The sequence below is a fragment of the Streptococcus mitis SK597 genome, assembly GCF_000148545.1.
GTDB lineage: Bacteria > Bacillota > Bacilli > Lactobacillales > Streptococcaceae > Streptococcus > Streptococcus mitis_C.
Genome location: NZ_AEDV01000035.1, coordinates 1 through 21,340, shown reverse-complemented (window position 1 = coordinate 21,340; position 21,340 = coordinate 1). Strand labels below are relative to the sequence as shown.

General features: G+C 40.4%; 18 protein-coding genes, 2 tRNA genes and 3 pseudogenes. 2 read left to right on the top strand and 21 right to left on the bottom strand.

The window, feature by feature from the left end; translation table 11 throughout:
* Positions 1 to 9 precede the first annotated feature (9 nt).
* From SMSK597_RS13645 to SMSK597_RS06650, 15 genes and pseudogenes are all read right to left on the bottom strand, one after another.
* Positions 10 to 854: pseudogene (locus SMSK597_RS13645) on the bottom strand (IS630 family transposase).
* 403 nt (positions 855 to 1,257) lie between these two features.
* On the bottom strand, positions 1,258 to 2,670 hold the full coding sequence (gene sufB / locus SMSK597_RS06705) for a Fe-S cluster assembly protein SufB (RefSeq protein ID WP_000797051.1): 1,413 nt from the start codon (positions 2,668 to 2,670) through the stop codon (positions 1,258 to 1,260).
* A gap of 57 nt (positions 2,671 to 2,727) precedes the next feature.
* Positions 2,728 to 3,168 (bottom strand): Fe-S cluster assembly sulfur transfer protein SufU, encoded by a 441-nt coding sequence (sufU, locus tag SMSK597_RS06700; protein ID WP_001218494.1) that lies wholly within the window; start codon positions 3,166 to 3,168, stop codon positions 2,728 to 2,730.
* On the bottom strand, positions 3,155 to 4,381 hold the full coding sequence (locus SMSK597_RS06695; RefSeq protein ID WP_000887689.1) for a cysteine desulfurase: 1,227 nt from the start codon (positions 4,379 to 4,381) through the stop codon (positions 3,155 to 3,157). The genes sufU and SMSK597_RS06695 overlap by 14 nt, the downstream gene beginning before the upstream one ends.
* 10 nt (positions 4,382 to 4,391) lie before the next feature.
* Positions 4,392 to 5,654 (bottom strand): Fe-S cluster assembly protein SufD, encoded by a 1,263-nt coding sequence (sufD, locus tag SMSK597_RS06690; RefSeq protein WP_000159653.1) that lies wholly within the window; start codon positions 5,652 to 5,654, stop codon positions 4,392 to 4,394.
* Positions 5,655 to 5,681: 27 nt separating this feature from the next.
* Positions 5,682 to 6,452 (bottom strand): Fe-S cluster assembly ATPase SufC, encoded by a 771-nt coding sequence (sufC, locus tag SMSK597_RS06685; RefSeq protein WP_000114489.1) that lies wholly within the window; start codon positions 6,450 to 6,452, stop codon positions 5,682 to 5,684.
* Between the two features lie 264 nt (positions 6,453 to 6,716).
* Positions 6,717 to 6,911, bottom strand: coding sequence for a DUF3272 domain-containing protein (locus tag SMSK597_RS06680; protein ID WP_001041547.1), 195 nt, complete (start codon positions 6,909 to 6,911; stop codon positions 6,717 to 6,719).
* Positions 6,912 to 6,938: 27 nt separating this feature from the next.
* The gene (dnaX, locus tag SMSK597_RS06675; RefSeq protein ID WP_004237788.1) at positions 6,939 to 8,594 is read right to left on the bottom strand and encodes a DNA polymerase III subunit gamma/tau; all 1,656 of its coding nucleotides are present in this window, start codon (positions 8,592 to 8,594) and stop codon (positions 6,939 to 6,941) included.
* Complete coding sequence (locus SMSK597_RS06670) at positions 8,594 to 9,091, bottom strand: GAF domain-containing protein (RefSeq protein WP_000920155.1); 498 nt, start codon at positions 9,089 to 9,091, stop codon at positions 8,594 to 8,596. The genes dnaX and SMSK597_RS06670 overlap by 1 nt, the downstream gene beginning before the upstream one ends.
* Positions 9,092 to 9,177: 86 nt before the next feature.
* On the bottom strand, positions 9,178 to 10,380 hold the full coding sequence (gene rpsA / locus SMSK597_RS06665) for a 30S ribosomal protein S1 (RefSeq protein WP_001001630.1): 1,203 nt from the start codon (positions 10,378 to 10,380) through the stop codon (positions 9,178 to 9,180).
* Positions 10,381 to 10,541: 161 nt separating this feature from the next.
* Positions 10,542 to 10,613 (bottom strand) — tRNA-Gln (locus tag SMSK597_RS0102310).
* Between the two features lie 9 nt (positions 10,614 to 10,622).
* Positions 10,623 to 10,703, bottom strand: a tRNA-Tyr gene (locus tag SMSK597_RS0102305).
* 49 nt (positions 10,704 to 10,752) lie between these two features.
* Positions 10,753 to 10,983, bottom strand: a complete 231-nt coding sequence (locus SMSK597_RS06660; RefSeq protein WP_000037113.1) for a DUF2969 domain-containing protein — start codon at positions 10,981 to 10,983, stop codon at positions 10,753 to 10,755.
* A 98-nt stretch (positions 10,984 to 11,081) separates the two neighbouring features.
* Positions 11,082 to 13,049 carry a peptide ABC transporter substrate-binding protein gene (locus SMSK597_RS06655; protein WP_000837381.1) on the bottom strand — a complete coding sequence of 656 codons (1,968 nt, stop codon included), beginning with the start codon at positions 13,047 to 13,049 and terminating at the stop codon, positions 11,082 to 11,084.
* Positions 13,050 to 13,071: 22 nt separating this feature from the next.
* Complete coding sequence (locus SMSK597_RS06650) at positions 13,072 to 14,094, bottom strand: branched-chain amino acid aminotransferase (protein ID WP_000218996.1); 1,023 nt, start codon at positions 14,092 to 14,094, stop codon at positions 13,072 to 13,074.
* A gap of 309 nt (positions 14,095 to 14,403) precedes the next feature.
* Between SMSK597_RS06650 and SMSK597_RS14080 the strand changes: the two are divergent.
* Positions 14,404 to 14,991 (top strand): annotated as a pseudogene (locus SMSK597_RS14080) (IS630 transposase-related protein).
* Positions 14,992 to 15,037: 46 nt separating this feature from the next.
* Here the strand turns inward: SMSK597_RS14080 and SMSK597_RS06640 are convergent.
* The 5 genes from SMSK597_RS06640 to SMSK597_RS06620 all read right to left on the bottom strand — a co-directional run bounded on the left by SMSK597_RS06640 (position 15,038) and on the right by SMSK597_RS06620 (position 20,304).
* Positions 15,038 to 16,204, bottom strand: a complete 1,167-nt coding sequence (locus SMSK597_RS06640) for an ATP-grasp domain-containing protein (protein WP_001108599.1) — start codon at positions 16,202 to 16,204, stop codon at positions 15,038 to 15,040.
* A 12-nt stretch (positions 16,205 to 16,216) separates the two neighbouring features.
* Positions 16,217 to 16,957: an esterase family protein gene (locus SMSK597_RS06635; RefSeq protein WP_000546753.1), complete on the bottom strand. Its 741-nt coding sequence runs from the start codon at positions 16,955 to 16,957 to the stop codon at positions 16,217 to 16,219.
* Positions 16,958 to 16,978: 21 nt separating this feature from the next.
* Positions 16,979 to 17,803 (bottom strand): alpha/beta hydrolase, encoded by an 825-nt coding sequence (locus SMSK597_RS06630; RefSeq protein ID WP_001076697.1) that lies wholly within the window; start codon positions 17,801 to 17,803, stop codon positions 16,979 to 16,981.
* A gap of 135 nt (positions 17,804 to 17,938) precedes the next feature.
* On the bottom strand, positions 17,939 to 19,153 hold the full coding sequence (gene thiI, locus SMSK597_RS06625) for a tRNA uracil 4-sulfurtransferase ThiI (protein ID WP_001200065.1): 1,215 nt from the start codon (positions 19,151 to 19,153) through the stop codon (positions 17,939 to 17,941).
* Positions 19,154 to 19,161: 8 nt separating this feature from the next.
* Positions 19,162 to 20,304, bottom strand: a complete 1,143-nt coding sequence (locus SMSK597_RS06620; RefSeq protein WP_000638911.1) for a cysteine desulfurase family protein — start codon at positions 20,302 to 20,304, stop codon at positions 19,162 to 19,164.
* Positions 20,305 to 20,442: 138 nt separating this feature from the next.
* Between SMSK597_RS06620 and SMSK597_RS06615 the strand changes: the two genes are divergently transcribed.
* Positions 20,443 to 20,880 (top strand): DUF6556 family protein, encoded by a 438-nt coding sequence (locus tag SMSK597_RS06615; protein WP_000073941.1) that lies wholly within the window; start codon positions 20,443 to 20,445, stop codon positions 20,878 to 20,880.
* A gap of 25 nt (positions 20,881 to 20,905) precedes the next feature.
* On the opposite strand, the pseudogene SMSK597_RS13790 reads toward SMSK597_RS06615, so the two are convergent.
* A pseudogene (locus tag SMSK597_RS13790) lies at positions 20,906 to 21,166 on the bottom strand (IS5/IS1182 family transposase); the annotation flags it as partial.
* Positions 21,167 to 21,340 lie beyond the last annotated feature (174 nt).

Genomic DNA, 21,340 nt, shown 5'->3' with positions numbered 1-21,340 from the left:
TAATTATAGTCATCTAGTTTTAAAAAAGCGTTCCAAACATTCAAAAATATTTGGGACTTCCCTTAATAAATCAGTCACTTTCTTCTTCAAAATATCTCAAACTTGCTCAATAGGATTCAAATCTGGTGAATGAGGTGGTAGAGGTAAGAAAAAGTGTCTATCTTGGATGCACAGTTCATCCAAGATGTTCTTAGGATGAAAACTAGCATTGTCCATGACAATGACATGAGGTGTCTTCAAAGCAAGCAGGAGTTGCGTTTTGAACCACTCCACAAAGAAATCGCTCGTCATACTTCCCTTGTAAATCATGGGAGCTATAAACTTTCCATCTACTTGTCCTGCAACAATTGAAGTCCGCTCAAAACGCCGTCCGCTAATCTTTTCATAGACTTTCTCCCCTCTAGAAGCTCGTGCATAAGGACGATAGAGGTAGCGGTCGATTCCCGTTTCATCAATAGATACGATTGGTAAATCTTTTAGGCTATTCAAAATATCAAGAAACTCAGCAACTTTCTCTGGATTTTGTTCTTTAAAGCTAGTCGTCTTTTTTAAAGTGACCTTAATCTGCTTTAAAGCTGCCCATACTGAAGGAATAGCACAATCAAAATGTGCCACAATTCCCCGTAAAAAAGCGTCTGGATGAGCCTCTACAAAGGCTTTCAATTCCTCTAAAGGAATCTTTCGCTTTTTGACGACTCACTTTTTCCGCTCTAAGTGTCCTTGTTCACGTCTTTCTTTTCCCACATGAAGAGAGTTCTGACGCCTACATCAAAAACTTTGGCCGCCTCGACATGGCTGTATCCTTCTTTAATGTAATCTAATGCTCCTTGTTCAAAATCTCTACTATATGCCATAGCTTTATTACAAGATGCTTATTTTAAACTAAGCAACTATATCATGGCTTAAACTGACTATTTTATACATTGTCTTACTTCGTCCTCACAAAAATATAGTAGATTGAAATAAGATGTGAACAAAGCGATTGAGAAAGTCAATTTTTTTCTAGAAATGTTTCAACAACTGTAATGTACTACTCTAGATTCAATACGCTATATATCAAAAATCAAAAGCGCTTAGGAAAAAACTCTATTTCATGAGAGAATAGAATAAATCTTCCCACAATAAAACGCATAATATCAAGTTTTTTTGGCACCTGATATCATGCATTTTCTGTTCTTAAAATATTTTTTCTCAGTCTCTTTTTGTTACAAGTTCATCTTCAAAGTCCTTGATTTTTAGTAAATCTAAAATCAAATTTTATCCGACTGACCCTTCCATTTCATAGCTAATCAAGCGGTTCAGCTCAACTGCGTATTCCATTGGAAGTTCTTTCGTAAAGGGCTCTACAAATCCCATGACAATCATCTCAGTTGCCTCAGATTCTGACAATCCACGACTCATGAGGTAATACAATTGTTCTTCAGAAATCTTAGAAACCTTGGCTTCGTGTTCCAAAGCGACTTGCGAGTTGTGAATTTCATTAAATGGAATAGTATCTGATGCTGACAAGTCATCCATGATAATGGTATCACACTCGATGTGAGAAACAGATTTCTTAGAGTTCTTATTAAAGGTTACTTGTCCACGGTAGTCAACCTTACCTCCACCTTTAGCGATGGATTTAGACACGATAGACGAGCTAGTATGTGGAGCGTTGTGAATCATCTTAGCACCAGTATCTTGGTGTTGCCCTGCATTGGCAAAAGCTATAGAGAGCATGGTTCCACGCGCCCCTTCTCCATCTAGGTAAACAGATGGGTATTTCATAGTTGTCTTGGCACCCAAGTTTCCATCAATCCACTCAACAGTGGCATCCTTTTGAGCTTTAGCACGTTTCGTTACCAAGTTATAAACGTTATCAGACCAGTTTTGGATGGTTGTATAACGCATGTAAGCTCCATCTAAGGCAAAAATTTCTACGATGGCAGCATGCAAGCTGTTACTTGAATAAGTTGGCGCTGTACATCCTTCTACATAATGGACACTTGCGCCTTCATCAACGATAATCAAGGTACGTTCAAACTGACCAGTATTTTCGTTGTTGATACGGAAGTAAGTTTGAAGAGGAATATCTACCTTGACCCCTTTTGGTACGTAGATAAAGGTTCCACCAGACCATACTGCTGAGTTAAGGGCAGCCAATTTGTTATCTGTTGGCGGTACCAACTTAGCAAAGTATTGTTTAAACAAGTCTGGGTATTCCTTGAGGGCAGAATCTGTATCTGTAAAGATGATACCTAACTTCTCAAATTCTTCCTTCATGTTGTGGTAAACCACTTCTGACTCGTACTGGGCAGAGGCACCGGCTAAATAAGCACGCTCAGCTTCCGGAATCCCGATACGTTCAAAGGTTTCTTTAATTTTTTCAGGAACTTCGTCCCATGAACGGGCTGGTTTGTCAGATGGTTTTTGGTAGTAGATCAAGTCATCAAAATCAATCTCTGACAAGTCTGCTCCCCAAGTTTGCATAGGCATTTTTTTGAAGGTTTCATAAGACTTCAAACGAAATTCTAACATCCACTCAGGTTCTCCCTTTGCAGCTGATAGCTCACGAATGACATCTTCATTCAATCCTTTTCCTGTCGATAGGACAGGCTCTACATCATCATGGAAACCAAATTTATATTCACCAAGGTCAATTGGTTTTGGTTCTACTCTTTCTTCAGCCATAATATCCTTTCTTTCATTCTTCATTTCTACTGATTCATAAGACAACAGAAACTTGTCTTATTGTTTTTCTTGATTTTCAATTGTTTTCTTAAGGGCATTCCAAGATAGGGTTGCACACTTGATTCGTTGAGGGAATTTGGCAACGCCTGACAAGAAGGATGCATCACCAAGTTGGTCTTGACGATCATCTTTTTGCCCTTGAACCATTTCAGAAAAAATGGTCGCAAGTTCTAAGATTTCTTGCTTGGTTTTTCCTAAAACTGCATCTGTCATCATACTAGCAGAGGCAGTTGAAATCGTACATCCTGAGTTTAGAAAAGCAATATCTTCCAAACGGTCCTCTACATCAAACTTGACAGAGAGGTTGATAACATCCCCACAGGTCGGATTGTTGAGACTGATTTGTTCAGCGTCTTCTAACTTCCCTTGGTGATGTGGATTTTTCGAATGGTCCGCTACCACTGCCATATAAAGGCTATCTAGTTTAGAAAGTGCCATTGAAAAACTCCTTTGTCTTTTGTAAGGCATCGACTAGCTTGTCGCAATCTGCCTTGGTATTGTAGATATAAAAACTTGCACGAGCTGTTGCTGGAACATCCAAATACTGGAGCAAGGGTTGCGCACAATGGTGACCTGCACGAACAGCCACTCCTTCATAATCCAAAGCAGTCGCAAGGTCGTGCGGATGAAGATCACCTAGGTTAAAGGCAATGACACCTGAACGTTGAGCCAAGTCCTGAGAACCGTAAATAGTCAATCCTTCAATCGCCTGCAATTTTGGATAGACGTATGCGATCAATTCCTGCTCATGAGCTTCAATGGCATCCATACCAATCTTTTCCAGATAATCCACTGCTGCTGCAAGTCCGATTGCACCAGCCATGTTAGGAGTTCCAGCCTCGAATTTCCAAGGCAATTCCTTCCAACTAGCAGATTGTTCATAAACGAAATCAATCATTTCGCCACCAAATTCTACTGGTGACATTTGTTCCAGATACTTTTCTTTACCGTAAAGAACACCGATACCAGTTGGACCCGCCATCTTGTGACCTGAAAAGGCGAAGAAGTCCACATCCAAGTCCTGGACATCAATCTTCATATGAGGTGTAGACTGAGCACCATCCACCACCATGATGGCTCCAACTTGGTGAGCCATTTTAGTGATTTCCTTGATAGGATTAACCACTCCAAGAACATTAGAGGCATGGGCTAGCGAAACAAACTTGACCTTGTCAGACAATTTAGCTCGCAAGTCATCCATATCCAAGACACCGTCCTTGAGATAAACATAGACCAGCTCAGCCCCAGTCTTACGACAGGCTTCCTGCCAAGGAATGATATTGGAATGGTGTTCCATGACAGAAATCAAAACTTGATCTCCCTCAGTCAGAATCTCCTCTGCAAAGCGAGCTACCCAGTTCAGACTGGTTGTCGTTCCTCTAGTAAAGAGAACTTCCTTTGTTGAGCCTGCATTGATAAACTTAGCAATGGTTTCACGAGCAGCTTCATAGGAAGCAGTCGCCCGCTCCGCCAAGGTATGAACCCCACGATGAACATTGGCATTGTCCTGCTCATAATAGCGGTTAATCGTTCCCAGAACTGCTAGTGGTTTTTGTGTCGTCGCGGCATTGTCCAAATAAACCAATGGTTCATCATTAACAATCTGGTCTAAAATTAGAAAATCCTTGCGAATCGCTTCTACATCTAACATAGGCTACCCCTTAGCGTTTTGACAATTTTTCTTCGATAGTTGCAATCATTTCATCGCGAACTTCTTTGACTGGAATCTCAACGATAACGGATCCAAGGAAACCACGAACAACCAAGCGTTCTGCAGTTGCCTTATCCAAGCCACGGCTCATGAGGTAGTACATATCTTCTGGATCTACCTGACCGATAGAAGCCGCGTGTCCTGCAGTTACGTCATTTTCATCAATCAAAAGAATTGGATTGGCATCTGAACGCGCTTGGTCTGAAAGCATGAGAACACGACTTTCTTGTTGCGCATCTGCTCCTTTAGCACCCTTGATGATGTGGCCAATACCGTTGAAAGTTAAAGTTGCTTTCTCAAGAATAACCCCATGTTGGAGGATATTTCCGATTGAGTTGCAACCATAGTTAGTTACACGAGTATCAATCCCTTGCACCTGACGACCACTTGAAAGAGCTACAACCTTGAGATCTGCATGGCTACCGTTACCAATCAAGTCGCTATCAAAGTCCGCAACGACATTCCCTTCGTTCATGACACCGATTGCCCAGTCAATACTTGCATCGTTGCCTAATTTACCACGACGGCTAATGTAAGCAGTGACGTTTTCACCTAGACGGTCGATAGCCGCAAACTTCACTTGCGCACCAGAACGTGCAATTACTTCTACTGTGATATTAGCAGTTGCTTTGGCACTTCCTTGGCCGCGTGACTCTAAACGCTCCAGATAACTAATCTTACTATTCTTACCAGCGATAATCATAATATGCTTGTTAAACGGCACATCGCTATCGCTGTCTTGGTAGAAAATTCCTTCGATTGGTTCAGCAATCTCCACGTTATCAGGAATGTAGAGAACAGCACCACTATTGAAATAAGCTGTATGGTAGGCTGCCAACTTATCATCGTCATACTTGACAGATGACATGAAGAATTCCTCAACAAGCTCTGGAATTTCTTCTAAAGCTGAGTGGAAGTCTGTAAAGATGATACCCTGTTCAGCCAACTCAACTGGAATTTGCTCAAAAACAGTTTGCGTTCCTACTTGCACCAACTTCAAGTGGTTATCTAGTGCAGTGAAATCTGGAACATTTGCTGATGGCTCGCTTTCTGTAATCGTCCCATCCCCCAGATTCCAACGGTGGAATTTGACACGCTCAATAACTGGTAATTCTAGGCTCTCAATCTTATCAAAAGCTTTTTGACGGAGGTCAGCCAACCAGCTTGGTTCAGCGTGCATTTCTGAAAAAAGTTTAATATTTTCTTTAGTCATTTACTTCTCCTAAAAGATACGAGGGAATTACAATTCTTCCTTGTAGTCGTAGCCAAGTTCTTCAGCTAGTTTTGCGTATCCTTCACGTTCCAAACGCGCAGCCAATTCTGGACCACCTGAAAGGACAACACGACCTTCCATCATGACGTGTACCACATCAGGTGTGATGTAGTTCAAAAGACGTTGGTAGTGAGTGATGATCATAGCACCAAAACCTTCACCACGCATGGCATTCACACCTTTCGATACGACTTTAAGAGCATCAATATCAAGACCTGAGTCAATCTCGTCCAAAAGAGCGAAAGTTGGTTCCAACATCAAGAGTTGAAGAATTTCATTACGTTTTTTCTCACCACCAGAGAAACCTTCGTTAAGGTAACGCTCTGCCATTTCTTCTTTCATGTTGAGCAATTCCATTTTTTCATCTAGCTTAGTAATAAACTCGCGAACTGAAATCTTCTCATCGTCTTCTTTACCAGCATTCATGGCTGCACGAAGAAACTCAGCGTTAGTAATACCAGGAATTTCTGATGGGTATTGCATAGCAAGGAAAAGTCCCATACGCGCACGCTCGTCCACTTCCAACTCAAGAATGTTTACGCCATCAAACAAGACTTCACCTTTGGTAACTTCATAGTTTGGATTTCCCATGATAGCTGCAGAAAGAGTCGATTTACCAGTACCATTTGGTCCCATGATAGCGGCAATTTCTCCTGTTTTCAGGGTCAGGTTAACCCCTTTTAAAATTTCTTTTCCTTCAATCTCAACGTGAAGATCTTTGATCTCTAATACTGACATGATAATTCCTTTCTTTTTCAAGACCTTTACAGTGCTTACTAGAAACATACTAGTTGTCTCTAGAAAATACGGTAATACTCAATGAAAATCAAAGAGCAAACTAGGAAGCTAGCCGCAGGTTGCTCAAAGCACCGCTTTGAGGTTGCAGATAAAGCTGACGTGGTTTGAAGAGATTTTCGAAGAGTATAAAAGGTCTATAAATATACTTTTATAGTATAACAAAAAAAAGCCTAAAAGGCTTTGATTTTGTCTGGAAGCTGAGGGCTAGTCTTTCCTATTAAAATGCTGATCGATGACATCAACGATTTTGCCCATCACATAACTGACACGAAAATTTCTGAAGAGTAAAATTGCCCAAAAGGCTGCCATAATATAGCGACCAGTCATCCAGGCTTCATTGAAAAAATAGGTCTCAGCAGCTGTAAACAGCGCCATAATAATAAATTGTTGTTTATTCATAAACTTATTGTATCATGAAATCTTTCTTTAGTCTTCCTCTACCTTCACTTTATCAGCCAAAAATTCAAATCCTTCTGGAATCAGACTTTCTTCTACTTCTGTTTCAGTTTGAGAAGATTTGGTTTTGGCTGAAAAGGCTGCGCGAACTTCTTTCCATTCCTCCATGGAAATGGCTAAAATTTCGGGTGAAAAACCTGCTGCCTGACTGAGGATATTGCCAAACATGGTGTTGAGATTGTCTCGTTTCATGGTTTGACCAGCATTGAAGTTAGATTCAAAAGCAAGAATAGCATGGTGTTCATTGGCTGCAACCGGTTGAGAACCAACTAGCAGAGCCTTATCAGGGCCTCCAAGACTTTCAATTACCTCTCCCCAGGCATTCTGCAAGCGAATCAGATTTTGACGTGCTAAATCAGGATTTTCGACGGCCTCTTGTAAGATAGATTGAACTTTATTGCGATCTACACGATAGACTGTTTTGCCTGCCGCTGGACGACTAGGAGCTGGATTTGTTGGCTTAGCTACGGTTCCCACATTGGCGAGTTCATGTTTGAGACGGGCAACTTCCTGTCTCAATGCAGCAATTTCATGTTCAACCGCCCCTGAAAGAGCTGGTTCAGGCTTAATCTCCGCCAAACGGATGGTCATCATCTCAGCATAAATCTTAGGCTGCAAACTAGACTTAATATCTGCCAAACTGACTGTTGCTAAGCGAATCATTTCAAACAAATTTTCTTGAGGAAGTGCCAAATTCTCTACAAAGACTGGACTATGATGAGTGTTTTCTCCACCTGTTTGAACAATTAACAAGTCTCTTAAATAGTGCAAAAGATCCGTCACAAAACGAGTCATACTCTTACCATTATCAAAAAGAAGATTTAAGCAAGACAAGGCCTTGGTAACATCCTGTTGAGACAAGGCAGCCACATAATCATCCAAGGCTGATAGGCTAATGGTGCCAGTAATTTCTTCAGAGATGGCAGTCGTCAATTCATTTCCTTGTGTCAAACTCAGGGCTTGATCCAAAATAGACAAGGCATCCCGCATCCCACCTTCAGCCCGTCTGGCAATAATTTCCACAGCCTCTGTTTCAGAACTGATATTTTCTTTTTCTAAAATATAGTGGATATGTTCCTTAATATCCTGTGTCTTAATCGATTTAAATTCAAAACGTTGCACACGGGATAGAATAGTGGCAGGAATCTTGTGCAATTCAGTAGTGGCCAAAATAAAGACTACATTCTGTGTTGGCTCTTCCAGCGTCTTTAGGAGGGCATTAAAAGCCCCTGTAGACAGCATGTGAACCTCATCTATGATATAAACCTTATAACGAGCAAGGCTAGGCGCATAGGTAGATTTATCACGAATTTCACGGATTTCATCCACCCCGTTATTAGAGGCAGCATCCATTTCAATGACATCTTCTAAACTACCATCTGTCACTGCTTGACAAATATAGCAGTTATTACAAGGTTCACCACCCACTTGATTTGGACAGTTCATAGCTTTGGCAAAAATCTTGGCTACACTGGTTTTTCCCGTTCCCCGTGGACCAGAAAAAAGATAGGCATGACTTATTTTCTCTTGTTCTACTGCTTGTTTAAGAGTCTTAGCCACAACTTCTTGACCAACCAACTGGGAGAAGTTTTGACTTCTATATTTTCGATAAAGTGCTTGATACATTAAGATTTTTCCCCAAACATTGTAAAGTCCCATTCCGTCTTTTCAAGCAAAATAGCAACAAATTGTTCCAAATAATCTCGATCCATAGCATCGTAATCCTCAATCTCTGAAGAATCCAAATCCAGAACTCCAAGTAGTTGGCCATTATTTATCATGGGCACAACAATTTCACTTTTAGCCCGACTATCACAAGAAATATAGTTGGGATAAATTGTTACATCTCCAACAACAACAGTTTCCTGAAAGTGAGCTGCCTCACCACAAACACCCTTGCCTAGTGCAATACGGATACAGGAAACACCTCCTTGGAAGGGACCTAAAACCAATTCCTTTCCATCGAACAAATAAAAGCCTGCAAATACGGTATTAGGAAAACGTGATTTTATGAGAGCACTGGCGTTGGAAAGATTAGCCAAAACATTGGTCTCGCCTTCCAATAGGAAGAACAATTCTTCATTTAACATTTGATAACGTGATTGTTTTTCTGATTTTAACATAGAACTATTATATCAAAAAAAGGAGCAGAGACAAAAGAAAAATCCCTTGTTTAGTAAACAAAGGATTTTGTAAATTTTCAATTTGATTAAAGTTCGATATCACCGAACAAGTCAGCCATTGAGAATCCTGTTTGTGTTTCTGGAAGTTCGAAATCACGTTTTTCTTGACGTTTTGGACGACGTGGACGAGCAGCACGTTTTTCTTCTTTTTGTCCTTCTTCTTGAGCTGGACGCTCTTCAAGAGCTTTGATAGAAAGTGATACGCGCTCTGCATCTGCGTTAACTTCAAGAACTTTAACTTTAACTTCTTGACCAACTTTAAGAGCTTCTTTGGGATTTTCAATACGTTTGTGTGAAATTTGTGATACGTGAACAAGACCATCGATACCTGGCAATACTTCAACAAATGCACCGAAGTCAGTCAAACGTTTAACTGTTCCTTCTACTACATCACCTTTAGCCAATTTTTGCTCAACGCCATCCCATGGTCCAGGTGTTGTTGCTTTAAGTGAAAGTGATACACGTCCTTCTTCTTCGTTAAGATCAAGGATTTTCACTTCAATTTCTTCACCAACAGTTACAACTGATTTTGGTGATACGTTACGTTCGTGTGACAATTCAGTCAAGTGAACCAATCCGTCAACACCACCAAGGTCGATGAAAGCACCAAAGCTTGTGATACGAGCAACTTTACCAGTTACAACATCACCAACAGCCAATTTACCGAATACTTCAGCGCGAGCTGCTGCTGTAGCTGCTTCAACAACTTCACGACGTGAAAGGATAAAGCGGTTTTCTTTAGCGTCAACTTCTTTGATTTTAGCGTCAAATTCTTGACCTACAAAACGCTCAGTGTTACGTACGAAACGAGTATCCAACATTGAAGCTGGGATAAATCCACGAACACCTTCAAATTCTACTGAAAGTCCACCTTTAACGGCACGAGTTCCTTTAACAGTAACAACTTCTTCTTCGCGACCAACAAGTTTGTCCCATGCTTTGCGAGCTTCAAGGCGTTTTTTAGATACAAGGTATGTAACTGTATCAGTATCTTTACCAACTACTTGACGAAGTACAAGAACATCCAATACTTCTCCTACTTTAACAAAGTCATTGATATCTGCATCGCGATCGTTTGTCAATTCGCGAAGAGTCAAGACACCTTCAACACCAGTTCCAGAGATTGCAACGTTAGCTTGAGTCGCATCAACTGTCAATACTTCAGCACTAACAACATCACCAGTCTCAACTTGGCTAACGCTATTTAGCAAATCTTCAAATTCGTTCATCTAAAAAATCCTCCAACAATCAAGTTTTTCTTAAACTTGACATACTTATAATTTTTTTCCTAAGCACCCGCAAGGACATGTTCATATCGTTCACGTCTTTCAATTATAAAAATAAAATACCCTAAGATATTTTGCTTTTTATCTTGATTATTACCTAAGAACTGGGGTAGCTGGATTCGAACCAACGCATGAGGGAGTCAAAGTCCCTTGCCTTACCGCTTGGCTATACCCCATTGATGAAATGGAGAGAGAGGGATTCGAACCCCCGAACCCGAAGGAGCGGATTTACAGTCCGCCGCGTTTAGCCTCTTCGCTATCTCTCCTACAATCAACATGGACTATTATATCATGAAAATTTCAAAAAAACAAGACTTATTTTGCTAAATTATAATTTTCAATCAAAATTTCCACAGCTTTTTCCAATTTTTTATAAAAACTATCGACATTCCCATTCTTTATGATGGCAAATTGTCCGTCTAATTCGGCAATTTCTCCGATAACTTTTTTACCGATAGTCAATGTATAACCTTCAAAACTGTCTTTTCCTACATTAACTTTAGCATCTGCTACTTGAATTTCAATTTTTTTATCTTTCTTGCTCATTTCATACCTCTCTTCACTTTTTCTATTTTACAAGAAAATCCCAAAACTAGCAAGAAAAAACTCTATATCATTCCAAGTCTGATATAGAGTTTTCCGCTTTATTTAATGTGTTTTTCTAGTTCTTTTTGGTACTTACCGTTTGATTCCAATTTTTCTTTTTGCCATTTTTTCAGTGCTTCTTCATATTCTTTTGTTGTAACGATATCTTTTTGCAATTTCATTCCCTTAAAGATATATGGGTCACCCTTAATACCAACTTGTGAGTATGGTTTTGAGAATGGTACTACGTTACTTACAACTGGAGAACCACCAGATGAGGCTGTTGGCATCAATAATGAACTATCTGTCAACCAAGCTTGAGCCTTGGCATATTTTTCATAGCGTTCTTCAAGATTTGTAGTTTCTGAATCTGCATCATCCAATAATTTCTTATATTGGTCCAAACCAAGTTTCGCTACAACATCCTTATCTTTCCCTTTAGTAATACCAAGGTGTTTCATAGCAGAACCTGATTTAGGATCCATGATATTCAAGTAAGATGCTGGGTCTTGATAACTTGGAGCCCATCCTGTACTGTTCAAGTCATAGTCTTTTTGAGAAGGAACACGCGCTTGAGAAGTGATTGTTTCCTTTTCATTATCTGTCATTTGAAGAACGTCGATGACAACATTTTCAGCACCAAGAGTTGATTCGATAGACTGTTTGAAAGAGTTACTTTGTTGAACGGCGATGGTATCTGTTTGTTCAACTGGAACATCCAAATGAATTGGGAAAGTTACCCCTTTAGATTCCAAGTCTTTCTTAGCTTTTTCGAACGCAGCTTTAGCCTTGTCAGGGTTGTAGATAGAATCCTTACCGTCAACTAGCTCAACACCTTTCCATTGGTCACCATAATTCACCAACTCTGCTTGAGCGATTTGACCAAAGTTTTTACCCCCTGCTTGTACAAAGTTGTCAGGAACAAGGCTGTTACGAATAATCTTGTCCGCACCGTCTTCACCATTTAGCTGTGCAGCATAAGAATGGCGGTTGAAGGCAAAGTTGATAGCCTGACGGAAGTCCTTATTAAGCATAGCTTCTTTAGTAGAAGTCTTTTGTTCTTCACTTGTTTTCGCAGTTTTATTATATGACTGACGATTTACGTTAAAGGTAAAGTAATAGCTGCTTGAGTCCTGTGGGCTATAAGTGATTTTATCTCCGTATTGTTCCAAAGTAGAAGCAAAGTTTGAGCTACTTGGGAAGAGACGGGCTGTCGTATAGGCACCAGAAGAGAAACTACGAATCAACGATTCCTGATCAGAGCCATCGTAGTAGGTCAATTTAATCTTCTCGATTTTTACCTTTTCTTTATCCCAGTAATTTGGGTTTTTCTCGTATTCAATTAACGATTTAGATGTCAAGGTCTTCAAGATATAAGGACCATTGTAGAGAATTCCTGCTGGAGTAACTGCTCCATAATCTTTACCTGATGCCTTCAAAAACTCTTCATTTACAGGCAACATCGTCGCTGTTGTAACTTTAGAGTTCCAGAAACTTTCTGGTTTGTTTAGGGTATATTCAACTGTATAATCGTCCAAGGCCTTGACACCAACTGTAGAGAAATCATTGGTCTCACCAGTCATGTAGGCATCCAAGCCCTTGATTGAATTTTGGATGAGAGAGACACCGTCTGACTTACCGTCAGCTACGTGTTTCAATCCTGTTACAAAGTCATGGGCTGTTACTTCTGCGTATTCTTCACCTTCAGAAGTGTACCATTTAACTCCTTTACGAAGTTTATAGGTATAAGTCAAACCATCTTTTGACACAGACCAATCTTCAGCCAAGGAAGGAATAACATTTCCGTACTGGTCGTTTTCCATCAAGCCATCAACCACGTTCCCGATGACATCTGTTGTAGATGTACGAGTCGCTATACTATAGTCCAAAGATGCTGGATCTACTGCATAGACATATGAAAATGTTGTCGGTGCATCTGCTTCTTTATCAGCTTTTCCACAAGCCACTAAAAGAGCTGTTGTGCTCAGGACCACTCCTGCTGTTAAGATCCACTTTTTCGATTTCATCAAAAATCTCCTTTTGTTTATTTTAATCTACTTTTACAATCCAACCTTCTGGCGCTTCAATATCACCAAACTGAATACCTGTCAATTCATCATAGAGTTTACGAGTCACAGGGCCAACTTCTGTTTCACTATAGAATACATGGAAATCATCGCCGTGCTGAATTCCACCAATTGGCGAAATAACTGCTGCTGTACCACAGGCACCTGCCTCTACAAAACGGTCAAGGTTATCAATTGGGACATCTCCCTCAATAGGAGTCAAGCCCAAGCGGTGTTCTGCCAAATAAAGCAAAGAATACTTAGTAATAGATGGCAAGATAGATGGACTCAACGGTGTTACAAACTCATTGTCAGCTGTAATTCCAAAGAAGTTAGCTGAGCCGACTTCTTCAATCTTTGTATGAGTTGATGGGTCTAGATAGATAACATCTGAGAAATGGCGTGTTTTAGCCAATTTCCCTGGCAAGAGGCTTGCAGCATAGTTCCCACCAACCTTAGCTGCACCTGTACCATTTGGCGCTGCACGATCGTATTCATCCTGAATCAAGAAGTTGGTTGGAACCAATCCACCCTTAAAGTAATTTCCAACTGGCATAGCAAAGATGGTGAAAATGTATTCCTCTGCTGGTTTTACTCCGATAATATCTCCTACTCCAATCAAAAGAGGACGAAGATAAAGGGTTCCACCTGTTCCGTATGGTGGTACGTATTCTTCATTCGCACGAACAACTACCTTACAAGCTTCTACAAACATGTCTGTCGGAACTTGTGGCATCAAGAGACGGTCACAAGTACGTTGCAGGCGTTTAGCATTTTCATCAGGACGGAAAAGTTGAATACTACCATCCTTAGTACGGTAAGCTTTCAAACCTTCAAAGGCTTGTTGACCATAGTGAAGACTTGGAGAAGACTCTGAAATATGCAAAGTTGCATCCTCTGCAAGCTCTCCTTGATCCCATTGTCCATTTTTAAAATGAGCAATATAGCGATAAGGTAATTTCATATAGGAAAAACCAAGGTTTTCCCAATCAATCGTTACTGTCATATTCCACTCCTTATTCTAAAAACCTATTTCTTATATTCTACACTATTTTTCTAAAATAGCAAGTATATTTTGTAATTTTCAGAAAATTTCTTCAATAAAAAGAATCTAAGGGTATCAATAGTAATGAATCCTATATGGAGATTGCATAAAAGACTCAAATTATTCCTCTATCTCGTTTAGTGCAATCTATTCAATAACTGAACTTATTTTTGACATACATAGAGCCCGTACATTAATATTAGTAACCTGTGTCGACAGAGATATGACAAAATGAACTAAAGATAGTACACAATGTGGTGCAGTTATCTTATGCCATATTCAATAGATTTACGTAAAAAAAGTTCTCTCTTATTGTGAGCGAACAGGTAGTATAACAGAAGCATCACACGTTTTCCAAATCTCACGTAATACCATTATCTAAAAAAGAAAATAGGTGATCTAAACTATCAAGTAAAAGGAACAAAACCAAGAAAAGTTGATAGAGATAGACTTAAAAACTATCTTACTGACAATCCAGACGCTTATTTGACTGAAATAGCTTCTGAATTTGGCTGTCATCCAACTATAGCATATTGAATCTAGAATAGCACATTACAGTTGCTAAAACATTTCTAGAAAAATTTGACTTTCTCAATCACTTTGTTCACATCTTATTTCATTCTACTATACTATCCACTATGCTCTCAAAGTTATGGGCTACACTCAAAAAAAAAGAATCACACCTACTATGAACAAGCCCCAGAAAAAGTAGCTTTATTTCTTATTCCTCCCCACTCACCTGAGTACAATCTTATTGAGAAAACCTGGGCTCATATCAAAAAGGTATTACCAAGTTGTAATACCTTTTACGAGGCTCTTTTGTCCTACTCTTGTTTCAATCCGCTGTATTTATCATAAAAAACAAAAGGATTAAGAAAGTCATTTTCCTTAATCCGATAGTCTCTTAAGCCTGACGCTGACCAAAGTCCTTAATCATCTGATCCATTTCTTGTCGACTAGGAGTTGTCAGCATATAAAGGTAATCTCCTTGAAGTTCTGCGAAGGCAGCTGGCATGATATTTTTAACCTTGAACTGCTGACTATATTTATCAAGCAAATCCTCTTCTGAATAAACATAGTGGGCATTGGCACGGCGAGAAGTAGCCAAACAATACTGAGGTTCAAATTCTGACACTGGGAACTCTTCTCCTGCGACAATAGCTGCATAGCCACGATAGAGGTCCAGGGAATGAGCAAAGTTATAAACATCAATGGTGAAACCACCTGCAGGACGGTTATTGTACTCAATGGCGATATAATCATCCCCCTCGCGGAAGAACTCGATATGGAAGAACCGTTCTTTCATACCAAATTCCTTGACAATCGCTTCCCCATACTTGCGCAGTTTAGGATCCATATCCTTGAGAACATAGTAGGAATTGTCCATCTTGTAAATCATGAGATCAAGCGGTGTATAGGCGTAGTCAAAGGTTGTTGAGAAGACAATTTTACCATCCTTGTCCACTAGACCATCAAAGGTGCAAATTTCGCTGGAGGTGACAAATTTCTCAAAGAAATAAACAGTTGAATGATCCCACTCAGACTTGAAGTGATTGATATCGTCTTCTGTCTCAAGTTTAAAGGTTGCGGCTGCTCCCACTCCATTATCAGGTTTGGCAATCATTGGAAGGCCGATTTCGTTCACTGCTTGATCAACATCTGCTTCCGTCTTGATAACAGCTCCAGGGACCACAGGGACACCTGCTTTTTTGAAAAGCTTCTTCATTTCAGACTTAAATTTCGTCTTTTTGAGATCCTCTGGTTTGGCACCAAAAACATTGAATTGTTCTCTGAGTGCTGCGTCCAGCTCTAGCCAGTATTCATTGTGGGACTCGATGCGATCAATTGGACCATGTTTATAGAAAAGGAAAGCAACTGCTCTCTTGACTTCATCTATATTTTCAAGATTGTCCACACGGAAATATTCGGTTAGGCTATTGCGTAAAGGTTCATCCAATTGCTCGTATGGTTCCTGACCAATTCCCAAGATGGTTATGCCTTTATTAGCTAGTTCAATTGTAAACTGTTGAAAGTTTTGTGGATAGTAGGGAGAAATAACAAGGTAATTCATAGGTAACTCCTTTTATAAATAGAGATTGCCGAGGAAATAAGGCATTTGTTTGCGCCACCATTCCCAATCGTGGGCGACATCGTGTCCCCATTCAGCAAACCAGGCTGGAATTTGTTTCTGGTCAAAGGCTTCTTTGAGCTTGTAGAAAGATGGTAGACCATCTTGTTCCCAGGCTCCAAGACCCGTACACAACACAATCTCTGCCTGACGGTAACGGTCGATAAACCAGCCGTCGTTCTGGTTCCAGATATAATCTACTGGCGAGTTTTGGTAAATAGCATCGTCATTGTAATAATCGCCGACAAAGAAACGTGCATCGTAAACACCACTGAGAGCAATCACTTTGGTAAAGACATCTGGATGCTGGAGGAAGAAATTGAGTGCATGATAGGCTCCCATAGAGCAACCTGTCGTCATCATGCCATCAAACCAACCTGTCTTGTGCTTGATAAAAGGAATAGCCTCCTCAATCACATAGCGCTCGTAGGCACGGTGCATCTCTGCTTGGTCGTGCCCATTTTTCCAAGTGGCCAACCAGCTCTCACTATCTACACTGGATAGGGTAAAGAACTGGACACGGCCTTCCTCAATAAAGGAAGCACAAGCATCAATCATGCCAAAATCATAGTATTCATTGTGACTACCGCCTGATGAAGCAAAGACCACAACTGGAATCCCAGCATGTCCATAACGGTTGAGGTACATTTCACGGTTAAGATGGCCACTCCAGTGGCTAAGATGTTCAATATGCATTTCGTTTTTTCCTTTCTTAACTTACCATTTTTCTGCAAAAAATCTCAGACAATCGGGTAGATTTTCTGACCAAGGGATTTCACTATGGATGGCACCAGACTGAACTTTCAATACTAGATTACCCAAGTGTACTCCTCCTGCTATCAAATCATGGTAATAGCGAAGCGATGAGTCAATATAGGCTTGTTTGATATTACCAGCCATCAAGGTCTTGTCTGTATCATCCGCTTCTTCCGTTCCCACATAGATGAAGATGCGCTGGTCAGGCGATAGTTGCTGACGCTCGATATAGCGGTTAAAGGCTTCTTGGTGGAGCCAGTTGGCAGATGAAAAGACGCCCAGGCAACCAATCTGGTCTTGGTATTCCAAACCGATAAACTGGGTAATATTGCCGCCTAGTGAGGAACCAATCATGGCTGTATGCTGGCGATCTGCTTTGGTACGATAAGTTTCATCGATAAAAGGTTTGACCACCTCCATAACAAATTCGGCATACTCCACACCCTTACCACCAAACTGCTGCCCTGGGATAGGAGATTCTTGGAACTTCCATGCCGCATACTCATTCATCCGCCCCATTCCATCATTGTCAATGGCTACGACAATCATGCGACTGATATCAGGATTACGCTTAATAGCTGGGATAATCTTCCATGAATGACCAATGAAAGACTCCTTGCTATAAAAAACATTTTGCCCGTCATGAAAGTAAACAACAGGATAGGAACGATTCGTGTCTTTCTCATAATCTTTAGGCAGCAGAACACGCACACGGCGCTCCTTATCTGTATAAGGAACCTTGAGTTTGTGTTCTTTCATTTTTAAATAAAAGTAGGATTGATTCATTGTCAGAAAACTCTCTATATTCAAAATTTATTCTTATTATATCACAGTTTAAGAAAAAAAGTCAGTTTTTCTTCCATTTTTGGATTAAAAACTAACTTTTTCATTTAATTTTCTAAATTCTTTTGGATTTTCTGATTATAGTAGGCTATCAATCAAGTCATCCACTTCATCTTTTTCAGCTTGAGGTGTAATCTCAGTAATCATGATTTCAGCCACTGCTCGCTCTACTAATCCTTCAACATCCATACGCGCTTCATACTGCTCTGCATTCTTAATCTTAGGATTAGTCTTTGGACGATCTGGTGCAAAAATCGTACAACAGTCTTCAAACGGTTGGATTGAAATGTCAAAGGTATCAATTTCTTGTGCAATATCGATGATTTCCAACTTATCCATGGTCACAACTGGACGGATGATGGGAGTGTTGGTCACAGCGTTAATAGCCTGCATGCTTTCCAAGGTCTGGCTAGCTACTTGACCAAGGCTTTCCCCATTGATGATAACCAAACCATTTCGTACCTCACGAATACGATCGGTAATCCGCATCATAAAACGACGGGTCAAGGTCATGAGATAGGCTTCTGGCGCCTTGGCCTTGATTTCCTCTTGAATCTCAGTGAAAGGCACTTCGATAAACTGGATATTACCCCCAAACTTGGTCAATTTACGGGTCAAGTCCTGCGCTTTCTTGAGGGCACCGGGACTAGTATATGGTGGACTAGCAAAGTGAACAGCCTCAATATCCACCCCACGCTTAAGAGCAAGATAACCTGCTACAGGTGAGTCAATCCCTCCCGACAACATAAGCATACCTTTACCTGAAGTTCCAACTGGCAAACCACCAGCTCCACGAATGGTCTCATAAGAAATATAAGCAGCTTCCTCACGAATCTCCACCTGAAGATTGATAGCAGGATTTTTCATCTGAGCTTGCACATTTGGAATGACTTCGAATACAGCCCCTCCAAGTGTTTGGTTGAGTTCACGACTATCAAGCTCAAAGGTGTGGTCGCTACGCTTGCTAGAGATTTTAAAGGTCATGCCTTCCTTGTAGATGTCCTGCATAATCTCTTGGACAGCAGACTTCAGAACTTCTACAGATTTTTCAACCTTATATACTGGAGAAAAATTCTGAATTCCAAAGACTTGTTTGAGAGATTCTGCTACTGCTGTGTAATCAGCTCCATTGAGGTAAGCGTGGGCACGGTCGCGATCTGCAGTTACCTTAACTTGGGGATAGATAGACAAAACGTCTGAAATATTATTGCGAAGTTTATTGATGAAACGCATACGGTTTTTGCCCTTGGTTGACAGCTCACCGTAGCGAATCATAATTTCTGAATATTGCATGAATGCTCCTATCTTACTTTTCTAGTTTGGTTGTAAATTAATTTTAACTTGGTCAAAAACTGCTCGACCTGACTCATATCATTTTCAAGGTCTAAACTAAGACGCACAGCTGACTGGGCCTTATCTTTGTCCACTCCCATGGCAATCAAGGTCCCCGCAGGTTTTCCAGCCTTGGATGAACAAGCAGAGGTCGTTGAGATGAAAATATCATAGTCTTCAAAGGCGTGAACGATGACTTCACCACGAACACCCTTGATTCCCAAAGTCAGGATATGAGGGGCAAAGTCTTCCTCATCTGAAAAGACAAAAATATCTGGATAGTCCAGAAGTGCTTGGCGAATCACTGCCTTCATCTGTCCAGTCTTGCTTGTAAAGAAATCTAGCTTCTCCATAGACAAACGGAGAGCCTTGGCTGTCGCTGCAATCCCTGCCACATTTTCGGTTGTCGAACGATAATCACGCTCCTGACCACCACCTGTTAAAAGAGGTGTAATCTTCTTGCCAGACTTGATATAGACAAAACCAACACCACGAACTCCGTGGAACTTGTGACTAGAAAAAGTCGCGAAATCCACTCGTTCTGTCAGATACTTTTCAGTCGGAATCTTGGCAAGCGCCTGAACCGCATCAACGTGGAAGGAAATAGTCGGTTTGTCTGCCAATAGTTTTGAAATAGCCTCGATGGGCTGGATAGAACCGATTTCATTGTTTACTGCCATGACAGAAATTAGGATTGTATCAGGTCGTATCAAACCTGCTAGAGCCTCAACATCCACAAATCCTTTCTCATCAACTGGAGCAAAATCCACTTCAAATCCTTGACTTTTCAGCCAGAGGGCGGATTCTTTGACTGCTGGATGTTCAATGGCTGATACGATGATGTGCTTGCCAAACTGGGCTTTTTCAAAGGCCACACCCTTGATAACCCAGTTATCTCCTTCTGTCCCACCAGAAGTAAAGAAGATTTCATCACTTTTCTTACCGATTAAATCTGCAATCTGTTGGCGGGAAGCATCTAAGATTCGTGTTGCCTGGTCTCCCAAACGATGGAGACTAGATGGATTTCCTAAAATTTTTGAAGCGACCTGCATATAAGTTTCAAGTGCTTCAGGATAGGGCTTGGTCGTCGCCGAATTATCAAAGTAAATCATGTTTTCTCACGCTTTCTAAAATCACTCCCTCTATTGTATCATGAAACGGAGCCTGCGACAAGAAAGGGCAATTCCTCTTTTTTTAAGATTTTTTTAAAGAAATGCGGTATAATAAATTTTAATTAAAGGAGAGAATGTATGTCTAATTATCGTAGAACTTCAAAACCAAAAACAGAACACATTAAAAAAGGCTTTACGGTCTTTCAAAAAACCGTTGCTACAATCGCTAGTATCCTTGGCTTGATTACCGCAAGTATCACGATTATGAACGCATTGGATAATAACAAAAATACTAAAAAAGAACCTACGACAAGCCAGACGACAACCATTGTCAAAGAAATTCAAAAAGAATCCCCTAAGGAAAATACTACTCCCAATAAGGAAAATCACACCACTCAAGAAAAAACACAACAAGAAGAAACGCCAAAATCCAGCGTCAAGGAAGAGAAAAAAGAAGAGCAGAAAACATCAACTCAGGATTCTTCTACTCCTGCTCCTACTCCAAGTAAACCTGCTACTGAAAACGAAAAACAGGCCAATACGCCAACTTCAGAAAATAAAAGCAATCCTCAGTAAGCACATGGTCTAAGAAAAAATCAACTCAAAAATAAAACTGCGCAGTAACTTCTGTCTTGACCACAATCAAGCTAAAGAGAGACTGTGTTTTTGTATAATTGATGTTTTAGATGCTAGATTCTTGACCAATTTTGTGAGATTCATACTCATAAAGATGAATCCTAGCGATGTTATGACAGCTTATTTATTTCTAACATAAACTCTGCACATGCCAACAATACTCTCTCATCTGCCCCAAGGGGGCAAGATCCATTTTCTGTTTGACATAAATTCGAAAGCCTTCTTCACGCAGAAGTTAGTAACCCTTTTACATCTGACATAAATAACCTAGTTCAACCACTTCATAGGCATTACTTCCTGTTTTATTCTTATTTCATACTTCTTCAAACCACGTCAGCATCGCCTTACCGTATGTATGTTACTGACTTCATCAGTTTTATCTGCAACCTCAAAGTTGTAC